The organism is Streptomyces sp. NPDC023481, from assembly GCF_055560195.1.
Genome location: NZ_JBVHJE010000008.1, coordinates 22,052 through 38,688 on the forward strand (window position 1 = coordinate 22,052; position 16,637 = coordinate 38,688).

Here is a 16,637-nt window from a genome sequence, read left to right on the forward strand (position 1 = left end):
ACTGCACGCCCTATGCGAAAAGCACAGGGTTGCAGCCGGCTGAGGACGTCACCTGGCACGCTTGGCCCGCGCGACGGCCACGCCCCCACCGCCGACCACGACGACCGCTGCCACGGCGCCGAGCACGACCCAGAGGGACTTGTCGTCCTTGGACGACTCCGCACTCGATCCTGTCGCCGAAGTCCCGCCGGTCGAACCCTTTTCCGTGGCTTGTGACGGGGTTGATGCGGAGGAGGAGGGGGAGGTAGACGGCGCGGAGGAAGTTGCGGACTTGGCCAGCAGGTCTCCGCCGTTCTCCTTGGCGAGCGGATCGACGTTCGCAGGGCCAGGGTTGTAATTGGGGTTCGCTAGAACCAGGCGGGGGCGAATGGTGCCGTAGCCGAGGTACTTGCTCGGGTCGTTCTTGGCCCACTTACGGCCGGCCGTGTCGACCAGAGCGCGGGTTACCTGGTTCACCGTCCAGTCGGGATGCGCCGACCAGATCAACGCCGCGGACGCCGAGGTGATCGCCGCTGCCGAACTCGTACCGTTCATGTTGTCGCAGTACGAGTGGAAGGAGGCGTCGCACCAACCGGGAAAGTCCTGGCCTGGTGCCGCAAAGTCTACGTAGTTCCCGGACGAGGAGAACTTGGAGACCGTGCCGGATTCATCGGACGCCGCCACACCGACTACGTAGTGGAATGCGGCCGGGTATCCGATGTAGTTCCCCGACTCTCCCCCCTGGTTACCGACTGCGGCGATCAGCAGCTTGCCCTTCGAGGCGGCGTACTTGACGGCCTCTTCCACTTCGGGGAAGGCCGCCGCATTTCCGAACGACATGTTGATGATCTTCGCGTCCGTGTCGGCTGCCGCCCTGATCGCGGCTGCAGGGTCAGGAGTCTTCTTCTTCTCTTCCGCCCCGCCCTTCAGACCTTTGAGTTCGACCCGGTACGGGACGATTTTCGCGCCCGGCGCCAGACCCTTCAGGCCGCCACCGGCTCCCGTACCAGCGATCAGCTCCGCCATGGTCGTCCCATGGCCTACGTAGTCGTCCGTCGAGCGGTATGCGACTGACCTCGGGGTCTCGCTGGTCAGAACCTGGCCCTTGAGCGACGGAGTGCCCGCGTTCACACCCGTGTCGATGAGGGCGACCTTGACACCCTTCCCTGTGCTGACCTTCCACATCTGCTCGGCCTGCATCGGCCCCATGTACCACTGCTTCGCTTGGACATCGTCCGCAACAGCACTAGGAGCAAATCCGACGGTCACGACCGCCAGGGCGCCGACGACGGCACCCAGGGCACGCACTCGTCTACCGCTATGCGTCCCGTGGAGCCCAGTCCGCTCGGCTCGTCGGCTCATCCCTGACTTCATGGTCTTCCGTGTCCTCGCTCGCGGTCAGTTCGTCACCGGCGGCACGTCACGCCGGGGCTTGTCGGGCACATGCTGCTCTTCGTCCACATCCTCAGGCTTTCGCTTCCGGTCGGTACTGCGTACAAGACCGGCGCCACCCCGCGTCATCCCGTTCCGCTGGGCTGCCGCGCCAGAGTTCCGCCCAGTCGGCCTGGCTGTGACGGCCTCGGGCGTATCCGCAGGGGGACGAGAGCCGGTCGAACCGGTCGGCTTCGCGCCCTGCGCCGCGGACTCGGGCGCACCGAAGACACCACGCTGACCGAGCCGACCGGCCTTGGACTGCGTATTGGCCTGTCCCTCGGCCCCGACGACCGTGCCGCGGGGAATCCTCGCCCCACCCTTGACCGGACTGCCAGTGGCCTTGGGGCGTCCCCCCACGACTCCGTTGGAACGGCCGGCGCCGGTGGCCGGTGTGGCGTTCCCACGCTGTGCCGCCGAGCCGCCGGGCCGCGGCGTACCACCGGCGACCGCACGACCCATCGGGGTCGCGGTGCCCCTGCCTGCGGGCTGTCCCGTCGACGTGGCACGTCCCGTCTGTTCCATGGGGCCTTGTGCCGCGGTGCGTCCGGGGCCCTGGGGATTGGTCAGCCCGGCCGTACCCGCCCTCCCTTGAGCGAAGGGAGGGCGGGTACGGTACCCAGACGAACCACTCTGGCTTCGGCCCGATGTCGGACTGGGCAACGGGACCCGGTAGCCGGCTCCGCCCAGGGGATCGGACTGATCCCCGCCCATTGGAGGCGTGCCCGTGATCGGCGGAGTTTGACCGGTCGTGTGCGGAGTCGTAGGTGGAGGCAGCGTGCCGGTGCTGTCGATGTTCGTACCGATGGGCGGCTCTTGGGGGAGCGGAACCGTGTGCGTGTTAGGCGCCGTCGGGGCATGGGACGGAGCGGTCTCGCCGGTGACGTGGTGGGCGCCATGGTTCGCCCCCACCACGGTCGTGTGTTGATTGATGGCCGGTGCCGTTCCGCTAGTCGTATGCGAGCCAGCAGTGGCCGTCGGACGGTCGACCCCATACCAGTCGTCGGGCCGCGGATGGGGCACGCCCACGTCGGGCATCGACGTGAAGTTCGGTGTCTGGTCCTTCGCCGGCAGGGACGCCAGGACCTCTTCCGAGACCGCGTAGTACGACGACAACCGGTTCATCTGGTTGATCGCCTCCTGGCGGTTCTTCTCCACCTTGACAGCGGCGGCGTAGTCCTTCGCGTTCGCGGTCTTCTCGGCCTCGGTGAACTTCTCGGGCCGCTTCGGGTCCGCTCTGGTGTCACGAGGCGGCATGGCACCGCGCACGGCCGCGAGACCCACCGCGGCAGCGGTGATCTGGTCGCCCGCCGCTCCGGCGAACTCGCTCAGGTGGTGCGTGTTGGTGACGAGGTTCTCACCCCAGCCGCGGAAGGCCTCGCCCGATGCTCCGACCCAATGAACCTGATCGATGTTGGCCTTGAGGTCGTCGGCGGCCTTCTTGATGGCATCGCGCGCATCCCACAGGGCCTTGCCGGAGGACTCGAGGTCCTCCGGGTCGGTCGTCTCGACCAGGTCGATCATCTTGTTGAGGTCGAGATCGCGCTTGTCGAAGTCCGTTCTGGCGGCGACGGCCCGCCCGAAAGAGGTGGCTTCGACTACCGGGCGTGCCATGCCGAGGAACGGGAGCGAACCGTCTTCGACATCTCTGACGACGTCGGCCATCGAGTTCTGTTGCGAGACGCGATGCAGGTCTTCCGCATGCTTCTTGTCTGCCATCGTCAGTACCCCGTACCGGTTCGCTCGTCGTTGCCGCGCTGCGTGTCGTGCAGTTGCTTGACTTGCGTCTGGATCGCCCAGAACCGCTGCCGCTGCTCCTCTTCGAGATTGTCGAAGCCCCTGTGCGCACCGGTGACCGCGATGCCGATCGCCTCGATCTGCAGGTGCAGGGTCCTGGACAGGGTCGTCAGCTCGTGATGGACCCGGGTGTACTGCTTGTACAGACCGTGCGCCTCAGGAAACTCGCTCTCCCCACCCGACGTCAGAGACGAAGCCTTGATCGTCTGTGCGCCGACTTTCGCCGGGTTGCCGGCGGACCCTTCGAGGGCGCCGAGCACCTTGTCCACTTGGCCAACGAACTTGTCCAGCGCAGCGCCACTGGCCTCCAGGTTCGCCGCCCTGGTCGCCGACACGCCCCCCACCATGTCTGACGGAAGCACGACGCTCCTCCCCGTTTCCCCGTACATCCATCGGCCGATCCGAAACCGGAGGCCGACCAACCACTCGCCGTACGATCGCAAAGCGAGTCGCGCCTCACAACGCGTTTACCACTCTAGTCAACTCGCCCAACCCGTCCAACCAGGCAGGTGTGTTGGCTCGGTATCGCCGCCACCCCAGGTGCTGCACTTCGCCGGGGATCGCCGGTTTGTGACGAGCGAGCGCGCACGCGACAACTTCGTGTGTCACCGCCTCGTCAGCCAACGATGGACACACCTGAAAACGTGCACGCGTCACGCTCGTGTGATCTACATCAAATCTCCACGCACCGTCGGTGCCGAGCTCCGGCGACTTCGTCCGAAAGGCGTCACCTGGCAGGCCACGCCCCTCGGCGCCGGCCACACGACCGCGACCAGGGCGCCGAGCACGATCCGCAGGGTGTTGCCGACGCCCGGAGTGGGGGCGAGCCTCGCACCCGGGTCGGCGAAGGCAAGCAGCCTGTCCGCTGCGTCAGCCACAAGGTGGGCGTGGGCGCCCCTTCGACCGACCCGGCTACGAGGGCAGTCCCGCGTAGCCCTCCCTGAAGCGAAAGGCCAGATTCACGGGAGCACCCAGGCCCGCCGTAATCTGGGGTCATGGAGCAATGGGCTGGGATCCTGGTATTGGTGCTGCTGTTCGCCTTCATCGCGGGCATGTTCACCCTGGTGTTCACCGTGTCCGCGCGCGGGCGCAAAAAGGACGCGCGCACCCGGGAGGATTACGCACAGCTTGCCCGGATCGCTCCGGAACGCGGCTGGACGTACGAGCCTCGCACACAGGGGCGGATCGACCAATACTGTGGCATTCGCCCCTTTCCTGGTCGCGGGAGTAATCTGCGCACCTGGCACCACACCACGGGAGAATTCCGCGGTCGCGCCTTCGAGTGCTTCGAGTACCGCTTCATGAACGTCTCGTCGGGCGCTGACGTGGGGGAACGCAAACAGCCCACCATCGAGGCGGTGTTCATCGTCACCGCGCCCGGCTCGGGGCCGTTCACCCAGATACTCCCGCCTAGGCTGCTGGACAGGCTGTTCGACCGGAGGCCCAAGACGCAGATCGGTGTGCCGGAATTCGATCGGGGCTTTCGGGTCGTCACGGAGGACGAGGAATTCGTCCGAAACGTTCTGGGTCGCGCAGTGGTGCCCTATCTGCTGTCAGATCGCGGAACCGAGAAGTCCCCACTCCAGCTGCGTGACAACGAACTGTTCACATGGTGTCGGGGCACCCTGTCCCCGCAGCTCGTCGAGGAGAAGTTGAACTACCTGTGCGACGTCCTGGACAGGATCCCGGAGGATGCCTGGGCTGCCGCCTGAGTAATGACCGTGCTCCTTTCCCCGAGGCCGGTGGTCATCGGGGAAAGGAGCACTCTGCCGCTCAGGCGGCGCTTTCCTCGGCGGGACGCACCGTCCGAAGGAAGGCCTTGAAGTCGTCGATCACCTGCGGAAGCTGCGTCGGCTTCGCGGTGAGGACGAATTCGATGACCGCGCGCTTCGCCGGATTCCTGACGTCCTCCATGCCGAGGTACACCTGGCTCTGGAGCAGTTCCAGCGGCTCACCCCTCAGGGTGGTGTGGAGGCGCAGGTTCTGCGCGACTCCCGGCGAGTCCGTGAGGCCCGGGATGTCCGGGGTTCCCACTTCGGCCTTCTTGAGGACCTCAACGGTCCCTGCTTGCTCCAACCGCTGCACCGACTCGTCGGCGATCTGCCACATGGTGGCACTGTCGTTGCGCATCCGCCCGGCAATGGTGATGTTCGCGGTGAACCCGTCGACTGAGGCGGGGTGGAGCGCGACGAAGGCGACGCCGGGCGCTCCCACCTCGTCCGGCGGCGCGGCCTCCCAGCCCTCCGGCAACGAGAACGAGATCTTGACCGGCAACGTGGCCGTCATGGTGACTCACTTCCTTGATGGGCCAGTTCAGCCTAGAGCCAGCTACCGACCGTGTCGTCCCAGGTGTCTCCGACCCAGTCGGCCGCGTCGCCGGCCGAGTCGACCATCTTGCCCGGATCGACGGTGACGTCGAAAGAGACCTTGCCGCCGACGCCCAAGCCGGCCCCGAGTTCGCCGCCAATGGTGAACTTGCCGTCCTTCATTCCGAGGTCTGCTTTGGCGGAGGCACCCAAGCCCGCCCAGGCCTCGCCACTGACACCGGCGCCGACACCGCCGACGTCGGCGGAGGCCGACCCGGTGGCCTTGGCTCCGGCGAACGCCTCCGCTCCGGCGTGCAGCCCGTCCTTGCCTGCACCCACCGTGGCGGATGCCTCGGCACCGGCATAGGCCTTCGCCTCCGCCTGCCCCGAGGCCATGCCGTACCCCACGCTGCCGTTCGCGGAAGCCTGTGCCAGGTACGCACTTCCCGACACTCCGGCCTGCAGCTGACCGTTGGTGATGCTCGCGCCCGCCGTTCCGTCGACTCCGAGCGCGGAGACGCCGAGCGAGCCTTTCATCTTGCCGTCGCCCAAGAAGGACGTCTCACCGTTGGCGCCGCCGGACCACGCACTGGCGCCGCCCTGCCACTCGGCCAGCTTGACCGTCAGGTTGGTCTTCCTGCCCGGTGCGGCTTCCTCTTCCTCACCCGGTTGGGCAGGCTTGTCCCGGACGAACCAGTTGCCGTCCTCGTCCTTACCCCAGACCTTGTCAGTGCGGTGGAAGCCGTCGCCCTTCGGCAACCAATGTTCCGTCTCCCACTTCCAGCGGTTCTGTGTGGTCTTGCCGATCCCGTGATCCTGGATCCACTTCCAGTCGTCAACCCGCTGTCTGGCGTCCGCGAGCCAGCCGGGGCTGTGCGCGGCACCGCCAGCGAGGTCGTCGAGCTTCTTGGTCAGCTTCTCCAGTTCGGGCTTGAGCTGCTTGCGCGCGGCGTTCAGCGTCGCTTCCGCCGCCTCGTGATCCCCGGACTTCCACTGCTCGATCGCCGTCGAGGCCTGCTTCTGCGCCCAGCCCAGCGTGGAGGAGTACGAGGTGATCGCCGTTGCCGCTCCCGACATCGCGTCGGAGGCGCGGTACCAGTTGGCTCGCTCCTTGGCCAAGGTGGGCCAGAAGGCCTCACTGGCCTCGCCCTTCCAGCCCGAGATCTTCAGGTCGCGCAGACCGTCACCGATCTTGTCGAACTTCGCGGACCAGCCGGTGAAGGTGGTGGCGAGCGCGGTCAGTTTCCCGGGGTCTCCCGGGATGAGCTCCTTGGGGTCGGTCGTCGACCCCAGCTCGGTTGCCATGGATTCGGTTTTCCTGTCTCTAACCCAGTCTTCAACTCAAGTCCGACTTGACCGAGTTCACCGCGTCGCGGATGGCGGCGTCCGTCTCCGCATAGTCGTTGTTCGCCGAGTTCAGTCCGCCCGCCAGGGTCGCCGCGCAGTCGGCGAGGAACTCGGCTCCCAACTCCCAGGTGGCGCAGAACGTGACCAATGTCGAGGCCGCCGAATCATCTCCGAGCGCATCACCTTGCTCGGACGGCTCCTTCATGTCCACCTTCTCGACCGGCGTGAGGAGTTCCAGAATGTCCGAAGCGCCTTTCTTGAGGACGCCGGGCCCCACTCCCAGATCAGCCGACACGAGATACCCATCCTTTTGCTACCAACGCCGCCTGAACACGCGTGTATTGGCGAATGACCAGGCCACGCTAGCACCAACTCCACCCTGCTAAACCACAGCTCACCGCCCCCACACAACACCTGCCGGGCAGGGGCACCGCCCCGGACACTCATACGCCGTGCGTTCCGACGAGATACGAAAGCCGGTGCGCCCGCCGCGCGAAGCAGTGAAGAATGTCGGAAGTCATGGTGAAGAATTCATGGAGCCTCTCCATCGGCAGGCCGGATAGCTTGCCGGTATGCTTCGGGCGTTCTCTTTGATCATCTGCAATGGAGCCCACAATGACCACAGCCCGCCTGTCCGCAACAGCCTGGGGCCTTGCGGCCGTTGCCGCCGGTGTGGTGCTCGTCGGCTGCTCAGGCTCGGTCACCGTGGAGAAGCCGAAGCCGAAGCCGACGCTGTCTGCGGACAAACTGGCGACCACGGTTTCCGAGAAGCTCGCCGCCCAGACGGGCCGTCCGAAGCCGCACATCACCTGTCCGGAGGACCTCGTGGGCAAGGTCGGGACCACCACCCGTTGCACTCTCACGGCGGACGACGGCAGCACACTGGGGGTGACGGTGACCGTCTCCTCCGTGAAGGGTCAGCAGGTCAACTTCGACATCAAGGCCGACGACAAGGCATCTCCGCCCGCGAACTGACTGGCTGTGGCGCGGGTGGAGCGGTAGGGCTTACGGCGGCGGTCCCCCGATGGTGCCGCCGCCTTTGCGTGTCCCCGACGCGAGTACGAGAGCCCCGCGGTCAGGATGTCCGGGGGCCGCCGTGTGCCCGTCCGCCGCGCCTGCGGCGGGCATCCCGGACCGCCACGGCCGTGCCGGCCAACCCGGCCACCAGGACCAGGCCGCCGACGACCGTGTAGGTCGCCAGTCGGCTGTCGCGTTCCTCGGCCGTCTCACCGAAGTGCAGGGGGGTTACCGACGGCGCCTCGCCCTTGACCATGCCGTCCTCGGGACGGGGGGACTGGAGGGGACGCGTCGGGTCCACGTCCGTGAGGGCCTTCACAGGGTCTACGACACCCCACCCGACCAGCTTGTCATGTCCTGGAATCGAGCGCTCCGCGGTCTGTTCGATCTGGGCGACGACCTCCTGGGCCGTCCAGTCCGGGTACTTGGACTTCAACAGGGCGGCGACGCCCGCCACATACGGCGCCGAGAAACTCGTACCGTTGTCCGAGCAGTGGCCGTTGCCAGGGACCGTGGAGATCATGTCGACGCCGGGCGCCGCGACGCCCACGAAGTCTCCGGACTGCGAGAAGGCCGCCCGTTCGTTGTTGCGGTCGGAGGCCGCCACGGCCAGGACGCCCTCGTACGACGCCGGGTACGTGGCCTTGACGTTGCCGCCCAGGCCGTCGTTGCCGGCCGAGGCCACGACGACGACCTTTCGGCCCAGGGCGTAGTCGACGGCGTCTTTCAGGGTCGAGTCCTTCGGGTCGAGCGGCTCGGAGGTGTCCTGGGAGATGTTGATGACGTCGGCGCCCGCCTGGACCGCGTACCTGATCGCATCGGCCAGCGTGTCCGCCGTACCGTCGCCCTCCGCGTCGTTCTGCTTGATCGGGATGATCGTGGCATCCGGGGCCAGGCCCACGAAGCCCGTGCCCTTCGCCGGGCGGGCCGCGATGATGCCCGCCACGCGGGTGCCGTGGCCAACCGTGTCGGTGGTGCCCGACTTGTTTCCGCGGTCTATCTTCTCGCCCTTGCGGTTCTCACCGGGGAGCAGGTTCCTGCCCTTCGCCACGTTCACGGCCTTGGTCAGCTGCGGGTTCTTGACGTCCACTCCGGTGTCGATCACGGCCACTTGGACGTTCTGGCCTCTGGACTGCGCCCACAACTCGTCCAGATTGACGCGCTGGAGCGCCCACGGCCGGCCCGCGTACGGTTTCGACGGGAAGGTGCACTGGCCGACGTCCGCCCGGGCCGGGGCAGCGGGCAGGGCGATCACGGTCGTCGTCGCGGTGAGGGCCACCGCGCCGGCCACGAGGGCCGTACGCGCCGCGACCCCCGACGTCCTTGCCTTCAGCATGAGTTCGCTCTCCTCCGGGGCCCGCTACGAACCCTGCGGCTGTCGTGCCGCCGCCTCCGACAGACGCGGGCCCGTCGGCAGGAAAGTCGACCATTCCAGCGGAATGGGCGTGGGCGTCAGCTTCTCGTAACCGAGGCGGGTCTGGGCGATCCTGGCCTCGGCCAGCTCCTCCTTGCGCTTCTTCGCGGAGGTGCCGATGCCCTTGTCCTCGGTGGCGCTGTCGCTGTTGGACTGCAGGGCGTAGCGCAGGCCTGTGTCGGTGACCAGGAAGACGCCGCCGGCCTTGGTTGCCGTCCCCTGGAACTGCCGGTAGAGCTGGCCGGAGCCGGGGGTGACGTAGGCGCTGGAGGAACCGGTGGGGAGCTGGGCGGGGAAGTCCTTGCCGACCCAGGTGGACAGGGTGGTCTTCCCCTTGCCGCCGACGGACCGCAGGACGTTGCAGACCGTGTTGCGGCCACTGGTGGCACTGGAGCCGTCGTTCACCGTCCTCGGCCTGTACGCCGGCCAGATCTTGTCTTCGTCGAAGGTCGTGCTGTCGGCGACGGCGCCGGGGCTGACCTGCTGAGCCTCGCCTGCCTGGCCCACGTTGAGCAGCTGGCCGCTGTTGAGCAGGAGCGTGGCCGTGAACTCGGAGACACGGGCCACCTTCCCCCGCAGGACGACGTAGTACCGCAGCACCTGCCCGTCGTACGCCTTGATGACCTCGCCTACCTTGTCGTACTGGGCGGGCATGATCCCGGCCCCTGCCTTGGTACCGGGGGCGCCATCGATCTTCGGGATGGCGATCTCGCTCCCCTTGTGCAGGGTGGCGAGCCACTGCTGGGAGACGCGCTGCGGGGCGCGGCCCCGGGTGTCGAGGGCCTTGAGGAGTTCCTTGTCACCCGAATCGGCGATCGGGTAGGCGGTGCCTCGCGCGTCGACGACGTACTGGCTCTTGCCGTCCGGCCCGACGACGTACATCAGGTCGCCGCGGGTGAGCTTGTCGGGCCCCTCCGTTTTGGACCATTCCTTTTCCGCGAGGACGAACGCCGCCTTCTGTATGGCTCGGCCGCCGTCCCCGGGCCGCTCGCAGACCGCCCAGCGCTTGGCGGCCTCGGCCTCGTCCGGGGAGGGCAGGCGATCGGGGGCGTACGGGATGCCGATGGTGGCACCGTGCGGGGGCTTGCCGCTGTCGAGGATCTTCTCGTCCACGGTGATGACGCTGGCCTTGCCGGGGTCCAGGAGCAGTTTGGCCGAGGCCATGTTGAGCACCGGGTGCAGCTGCTTCTGCTTGCCCGTCTCCAGGACGACGTACCGGGTGGTCGACTTGCTGGCGACGATGACGTGTTCTTCAGGTGTGTCCCAGCCCTTGGGTGCCGTGGGGCTGAACATGCCGACCGCGCCGAACACCGCGAGAATCACGACACCGACGACGAGGCCGGGAACCAGCGCGCCCAGCGGCTTGGGAGCGCCCTCCTCGGAGCCGGACGGGGAAGGCTGCAGGAAGGACGCGAGCGTGCGGCGCTTCGCGAAGGTGTAGGCGTTGAGTTCGTCCCGCCGTGATGCCATCTGTGTCCGCTCTCTCCCCGTTGCGGAGCCGTGGGGGACCTGTGAAGATCCGTCCCCCGCCCTCGGTTGCCTCTGGTGCCTCGACTGTCAGACCCGGCCCCTACTATGCCTGTTGCGTGGACGTGCTGGTGGCACGGGTAGGGTGCTCAGGGCTTGAAGGGACCGGAGCGCAAGGGTTTTCAGGAGAGTTCGGGGGTTTTTAAGTGATGGCTTCCGCAACGCGGGCCCGGTCGCGATCGCAATCAGGGTCACGATCGGGTGGCGTACGCCGGCCGGGTGCCCGCGGCTCTTCCTCCCGGCAGGGCAACACAGAGCAGGCGCCCACGCCCTACCAGGGTGCTTACACGCCGCGGCTTGAGTCCCGTTCGGGCCGCGGCGGTTCGTTCGCAGTGCAGCGGCTGGTGCTGCTGGAGATCGCGGGCGCGCTCGTGCTGTGCGGGTGGTTGCTCGGCACGGGCGGGCTGATCGCCGCCACCCCCTTCGCCGTGGTCCTCCTGGCGCTCGCCGTCATAAGGCGCCGCGGGCGCTCCCTGCCGGAATGGCTCTGCACCCTGCTGGCCATGCGCGCCCGCATACGGCGGGCGGCGCCGGTGCCGCCGGGCACCGACTCCGGCTTCGCGCCGGCCGTGGAGTGCGACCCGGCCCTGCGCACGTTCAGCCACAATCGCGGCGACGACCGCGATCAGCGGCCGATCGGAATGGTGGGTGACGGGGGCTTCCTGACCGCCGTGCTCCAAGTGGAGTCGGACGTCGACGCGCTGCGTGCCGAGCACGGCCGACGGCCACTGCCCATAGCTCTGGTCCGGGATGTCCTCGAAGTCGACGGCATCCGGCTGGAGTCGGCGCAGGTCGTGGTACACACCCAGCCCGCGCCCGCACTACACCTGCCCCAGCAGTCGGTCGTGGTCAGCAACTACGCACCGCTGCAGGCCCAGACCGGCTCCCCGGCGGTCCGCATCACCTGGATCGCGCTGAAGCTCGACCCCGAGCTGTGCCCGGAAGCGGTGGCCGCGCGCGGCGGCGGGCTGCTGGGGGCGCAGAAGTGCCTGGCGCGCTCCGCCGTGCACCTGTCGAGCCGGCTGACCGGTGCCGGCTTCCGGGCGAACGTGCTCACCGAGGAGGAGCTGACGGCTGCGATCGCCACGTCCGCGTGTGCCAACCCGATGGTGACGGCCCAGGCGGGGCGGGGCGAGGCGCCGCAGCGCCGGACCGAGGAGTCGAGCCGCAGCTGGCGCTGCGACAACCGTCGGCACACCACCTACTGGGTGCGTCGCTGGCCTCAGCTCGGCGGATCCGGCGGCTCGCTGGCCGAGCTCGTTGCCCGGCTGACCGCGGTTCCCGCGCTGGCGACGACGTTCAGCCTGACCCTGGCCAAGGGCGAGCAGCAGGACGTGGTGATCACCGGCCATGTGCGGATCACCGGTCGCAGCAAGCAGGAACTCACCGACGCACGGCGCGATCTGGAGAGTGCCGCGCAGCAGGCACGGGCCGAGCTCGCGCGCCTGGACCGGGAACAGCTTCCCGGCGTTCTGGCCACCCTGCCGCTCGGAGGTGCCCGCTGATGACCACGCCGACAACACATGTCCCTTCGGCTCCGGGCCTCGGCGAACGGCTGCGCACCGGCTTCGGCCTGCTGGGCCCCCGCCATCCGCGGCACGCGCTGCCTGTGGAACAAGCGGACACGCTGACGCTGCCCATAGGCGACGACGGTGTGGTGGCCGGTGTCGACGCCGAGGGTCAGCCGGCCGTGTTGGGGATTAATCGGCCTACCCCGTATGACGTGGTGCTGATCGGTGGTCTGTGGACGGCGCAGGTGTTGGCCTTGCGGTCCGCTGCCACCGGGGCCCGGGTTGCTGTGGAGACCGGGCGGCCGCAGGCGTGGATGCAGATGGTGCATGCCATGGGTGGCGGGCAGAACGGGTTGTCCGTGTACGACGTGGGGCGGGTGCCGCCGCAGGGTGCGTCCGCGGGGACGCCGGTGCTGGTGGTGCGGGACTGCGGTATGCGGCCGCCTCGCGGGCGGGTGGTGTCCGGGCCGTGGCAGTCGGTGCTGACCCTGCTGCCGTATCTCAGCCCGGTCGCGCCCCGGTTGCTGCGGCAGGCGCGGCTCGCCGGTATCCAGCGGGTCTCGCCGGACGAGGCTGCCGAACTCGGGCGCACCATGGGGCTGTCGCGGACCGAGGTGGAGTCGCTGCCGGCGCTGCCCGACGGTGTCACCCTCTGGTGCACCGACCGTGACCGGCAGTATGTGCTGACCCAACCCACTGACGCCGAGATCGGATTGTTGGGCACACCTCGGCGCATGGACTGAACTGCCCTTCTCTGCCCCTTTTGTTCGGGCTGTCGTGGCGGCATCGCGGGCCGGGCGGGGCGTTTCCGGGCCCGCGGTGACCTGGTGGGCGGGCGCGGAGAGGTGGACGGGCCTGCCGAGGTGTGGCTCTTGGTGATTAGGCTGGGAGCGGGCGCGATGGCAGGACCCGTGAGCCGGGCGTCGGTGTCCTGGGGTTGGTTCGGTGCATCGGACCGCCCGAACGACTACGGACGACTCGGTACGACACGACATGGTCGCCCCGGCACGGCATGAGGGTGCTCGACCACACCAGGAGGAACTGTGAGCAGCGATCGGGACGGGATGCGCGGGGGCTGGGACACACCCGGCGATGACCAGCCCGACGCGGAGGCCGTCGAGACCACCGGCGAGTTCACCATCGACTACGCTCCTCCCGCCTGGTACACCCAGAACGCGTCCGGTACGGCCGGGGGCCCGGGCGGTGTGGGGGGCGCGGGCGGCTTCACCGGGGGCGCCGGCGACTCGGGGGCTTCCACCGCTCCCGCCGCTCCGGGCGTGCCGTTCCCCGCGAACTCTCCTGTAGCGGGGCCGACTCCGCCACCGCCTGCCACCCCGCCACAGGGCACCCCGTACGCTCCCCCGCCCGCACAGCCCGCGCCGCCTGCCGGTGAGCCGGTTCCTGTGCCGCGGCTGCCCGACGGCTTCGAGCCGCAGCAGCCCGAGCCTGCCGCCCCCTCCGTGGCCGAGCCGGAGACGGACAACGGGGACCTGGAGAGCGGAGCGACCATGCGGTTCTCCGCCGTCGCCCTGAAGCGCCAGATGGCCGAGATCGCCGACCGCACGGCATCCAGCGAGACGCCGGTCCCGGTCCCGGCCGAGGGCGACGACAGCTCCGCTGAGGGCCCGGCTGCGGTGGGTGACGAGGGTACGGGGGCGGTTGCGGAGGCGGCTCCGGATGCGGTCCCGGAGGGTTCCGCCGGAGAATCATCTGCGGCCGGTGCCGGGCCGCAGGACGTCGGCGCGGGGGCGGTGGCCGACGGGGATGAGCAGGTGGTCGCCGACGAGGCGGACACGCCTGGTGCCGACGGCTCCGGCGACGCCGGGGATGCGGTTGCGGAGGTCGGTGGCGCCGACGCCGTGCGTTCCGATGCCCCGGAAGGTGCCGCTGAGGCCGTTGCGGACGCCTCGGCGGAGGGCAGTGTGCCGCAGCCGGACACGTCCGAAGACGGCACCCCGGCCGACCGTGCCTCCGACAACGCCGTCCAGCAGCCGGACGCCCCCCAGGCCGCCCCTGCGCACCCCGGCGGCTACGGCTTCCCGCCGGTCGGCACCCCGGAGGCCGGCGTGCCCCAGCCCGCCGCCGCCCAGTCCGGCTACGGCTTCCCGCCGGCCGGCACCCCCGAGGCCGGCCTGCCCGCCTCGGCACAGCCCGCCGGCTACGGCTTCCCGCCGGCCGGTACCCCGGAGGCCGCCGCCCCTCAGCCCGGCACCCCCACCGCCCCGGCACAGCCCGGCGCCCCCAACCCCCCGGCACACCCCGGTGGCTACGGCTTCCCCCACCCCCCGGCTCCCCAGGCCGGGCCGCCCGCCGTATCCCCCGCTCCCCCGGCACCCCAGCCCGGCTGGGCCCCGCCGCCCGGGGCGCCGAACGGGCTGCCCCCGCTGCCGCCGTCGTACCAGCCCGCTGCCCCGGCCCCCGCCGCCCAGTGGCCCGTACAGCCCGGCCCGCAGCCGACCACGCCGCAGCACCCCGGCACCCAGCCGACCACCCCTCAACAGCCCGGACCGCAGCCCGCTCCGCACCAGCCCACGCCCCAGCACCCCGGCCCCGCCCCCGGTGAGCAGGCTCAGTCGGCCGCCGCCCAGGGTCCCGTCGGTGTGCCTGGGCAGCAGCCGGCGTTCCAGCCCCAGGCACCGCAGCCCGCGCCCGCCGCGTGGCACCAGGCCGGTCAGGCCAACCCCGTGCCCCACCAGACGGGGCCCAACGGCCCCACCCCGCCGGCTGGTTACGGTTTTCCGCACAACCCCCCGGCGCAGCCCGCCGGTTACGGCTTCCCGCAGCCCCCGGCGCCCCAGCCGGCCCCCAACACGCCCAGCGGCTACGGCTTCCCCCAGTCCCCGCAGGCCCCCGACCCGGCCTCCCCCCAGGCCCAGGCCCAGCCGGCTCCCGTCGATCCCCGTTCCGGTGCCGCGTGGCCGCAGGCCGTGCAGCATGATCAGCGGCAGCCGACCAACCCCGGTGCCGCGCCGCTCGGTTACACCGCCGCCGTGGAGCTGTCGTCGGACCGGCTGCTCAACAACAAGAGGCAGAAGGCGAAGAGCGGGCGGCCCGCGGCGGTGGGCGGCCGGTTCAAGCTCGGCGGGAAGAAGGAGGAGGCCGAGCGGCAGCGCAAGCTGGAGCTGATCCGTACGCCGGTGCTGTCCTGCTACCGGATCGCGGTCATCAGCCTCAAGGGCGGCGTCGGGAAGACCACGACGACCACCGCGCTGGGCTCCACCCTCGCCACCGAGCGGCAGGACAAGATCCTCGCCATCGACGCCAACCCGGACGCCGGTACGCTCGGGCGGCGGGTGCGCCGGGAGACCGGGGCCACCATCCGTGACCTGGTCCAGGCCATCCCGTACCTCAACTCGTACATGGACATCCGGCGGTTCACCTCCCAGGCCCCCTCCGGCCTGGAGATCATCGCCAACGACGTGGACCCGGCCGTCTCGACCACGTTCAACGACGAGGACTACCGGCGCGCGATCGACGTGCTCGGCCGGCAGTACCCGGTCATCCTGACCGACTCCGGCACCGGACTGCTGTACAGCGCCATGCGCGGGGTGCTGGACCTCGCCGACCAGCTCATCATCATCTCCACGCCGTCCGTGGACGGCGCGAGCAGCGCCAGTACGACGCTGGACTGGCTGTCGGCGCACGGGTACGCCGACCTGGTGTCGCGGTCGCTGACCGTGATCTCCGGGGTGCGCGAGACCGGCAAGATGATCAAGGTCGAGGACATCGTGGCGCACTTCGAGACCCGTACCCGCGGGGTCGTCGTCGTGCCCTTCGACGAGCACCTGGCCGCCGGTGCCGAGGTCGACCTCGACATGATGCGGCCGAAGACGCGCGAGGCGTACTTCAACCTCGCCGCGCTGATCGCCGAGGACTTCACCCGCCACCAGCAGGCGCACGGGCTGTGGACGAGTGACGGCAACCCGCCTCCGGTGGCCGCCCCGCCGATGCCGGGCCAGGCGACGCCGGGTCAGCCGTACGCGCAGGGGGCGGGCCAGCCGTACCCGCAGGCCCCTGGTCAGCCGTACCCCGGTGGGCCGTATCCGCAGGCCCCGGGGCAGCCCTACCCGCAGGCGCCGGGTCAGCCGTACGGTGCCCCCGCACAGCAGCAGCCGTACCCGCAGCAGCAGGGCTATCCGCAGCCCGGGCAGCCCCAGCCCCAGCCCGGTCAGCCGCAGCCCCCGCAGGCGCCGCCCCAGCAGTAGGGCCTCGGAGTACGGAGGCCGGACAACGGAGAAGGGCGGCCGGTGCTCATCGCACCGGCCGCCCTTCGGGCTTCGCGCCCCACTCCTCGCGCCTCACTACTCC

At 69.6% G+C, this 16,637-nt stretch carries 13 protein-coding genes; 5 read left to right on the forward strand and 8 right to left on the reverse strand.

From position 1 onward, the window contains the following. Nucleotides 1-48: 48 nt before the first annotated feature. The 3 genes from ACZ3ZD_RS17535 to ACZ3ZD_RS17545 form a co-directional block, all read right to left on the reverse strand. On the reverse strand, nt 49-1,287 hold the full coding sequence (locus ACZ3ZD_RS17535; protein WP_467397923.1) for a S8 family serine peptidase: 1,239 nt from the start codon (nt 1,285-1,287) through the stop codon (nt 49-51). Nucleotides 1,288-1,377: 90 nt separating this feature from the next. Beyond that, nucleotides 1,378-3,129, reverse strand: a complete 1,752-nt coding sequence (locus ACZ3ZD_RS17540; RefSeq protein WP_467397925.1) for a WXG100 family type VII secretion target — start codon at nt 3,127-3,129, stop codon at nt 1,378-1,380. A gap of 2 nt (nt 3,130-3,131) precedes the next feature. Next, nucleotides 3,132-3,542, reverse strand: a complete 411-nt coding sequence (locus tag ACZ3ZD_RS17545) for a hypothetical protein (RefSeq protein ID WP_467397928.1) — start codon at nt 3,540-3,542, stop codon at nt 3,132-3,134. Between the two features lie 660 nt (nt 3,543-4,202). On the opposite strand from ACZ3ZD_RS17545, the gene ACZ3ZD_RS17550 reads away from it, so the two are divergent. Further along, nucleotides 4,203-4,919 carry a hypothetical protein gene (locus ACZ3ZD_RS17550; RefSeq protein WP_467397931.1) on the forward strand — a complete coding sequence of 239 codons (717 nt, stop codon included), beginning with the start codon at nt 4,203-4,205 and terminating at the stop codon, nt 4,917-4,919. A 61-nt stretch (nt 4,920-4,980) separates the two neighbouring features. Here ACZ3ZD_RS17550 and ACZ3ZD_RS17555 read toward each other — a convergent pair whose 3' ends face one another. The 3 genes from ACZ3ZD_RS17555 to ACZ3ZD_RS17565 are packed head-to-tail and all read right to left on the reverse strand — an operon-like array spanning nt 4,981 to nt 7,155. After that, on the reverse strand, nt 4,981-5,493 hold the full coding sequence (locus tag ACZ3ZD_RS17555; protein ID WP_467397933.1) for a hypothetical protein: 513 nt from the start codon (nt 5,491-5,493) through the stop codon (nt 4,981-4,983). A 32-nt stretch (nt 5,494-5,525) separates the two neighbouring features. Beyond that, nucleotides 5,526-6,818: a putative T7SS-secreted protein gene (locus tag ACZ3ZD_RS17560; protein WP_467397935.1), complete on the reverse strand. Its 1,293-nt coding sequence runs from the start codon at nt 6,816-6,818 to the stop codon at nt 5,526-5,528. A gap of 31 nt (nt 6,819-6,849) precedes the next feature. Beyond that, nucleotides 6,850-7,155 carry a hypothetical protein gene (locus ACZ3ZD_RS17565; RefSeq protein ID WP_467397938.1) on the reverse strand — a complete coding sequence of 102 codons (306 nt, stop codon included), beginning with the start codon at nt 7,153-7,155 and terminating at the stop codon, nt 6,850-6,852. Nucleotides 7,156-7,475: 320 nt separating this feature from the next. On the opposite strand from ACZ3ZD_RS17565, the gene ACZ3ZD_RS17570 reads away from it, so the two are divergent. Then, complete coding sequence (locus ACZ3ZD_RS17570; RefSeq protein ID WP_467397940.1) at nt 7,476-7,835, forward strand: DUF4333 domain-containing protein; 360 nt, start codon at nt 7,476-7,478, stop codon at nt 7,833-7,835. 100 nt (nt 7,836-7,935) lie between these two features. On the opposite strand, the gene mycP is transcribed toward ACZ3ZD_RS17570, so the two are convergent. After that, nucleotides 7,936-9,213 (reverse strand): type VII secretion-associated serine protease mycosin, encoded by a 1,278-nt coding sequence (mycP, locus tag ACZ3ZD_RS17575; RefSeq protein ID WP_467397941.1) that lies wholly within the window; start codon nt 9,211-9,213, stop codon nt 7,936-7,938. 24 nt (nt 9,214-9,237) lie between these two features. Beyond that, nucleotides 9,238-10,761, reverse strand: a complete 1,524-nt coding sequence (gene eccB / locus ACZ3ZD_RS17580; RefSeq protein ID WP_467397944.1) for a type VII secretion protein EccB — start codon at nt 10,759-10,761, stop codon at nt 9,238-9,240. 206 nt (nt 10,762-10,967) lie between these two features. Here eccB and eccE point away from each other — a divergent pair, with 206 nt between their 5' ends. The 3 genes from eccE to ACZ3ZD_RS17595 all read left to right on the forward strand — a co-directional run bounded on the left by eccE (nt 10,968) and on the right by ACZ3ZD_RS17595 (nt 16,534). Then, nucleotides 10,968-12,323, forward strand: a complete 1,356-nt coding sequence (eccE, locus tag ACZ3ZD_RS17585) for a type VII secretion protein EccE (RefSeq protein WP_467397946.1) — start codon at nt 10,968-10,970, stop codon at nt 12,321-12,323. Beyond that, entirely contained in the window at nt 12,323-13,072 is a 750-nt protein-coding gene (locus ACZ3ZD_RS17590) for a hypothetical protein (RefSeq protein WP_467397949.1), read from the forward strand. The genes eccE and ACZ3ZD_RS17590 overlap by 1 nt, the downstream gene beginning before the upstream one ends. A 300-nt stretch (nt 13,073-13,372) precedes the next feature. Beyond that, nucleotides 13,373-16,534 (forward strand): SCO5717 family growth-regulating ATPase, encoded by a 3,162-nt coding sequence (locus ACZ3ZD_RS17595; RefSeq protein ID WP_467397951.1) that lies wholly within the window; start codon nt 13,373-13,375, stop codon nt 16,532-16,534. Nucleotides 16,535-16,637: the final 103 nt, after the last annotated feature.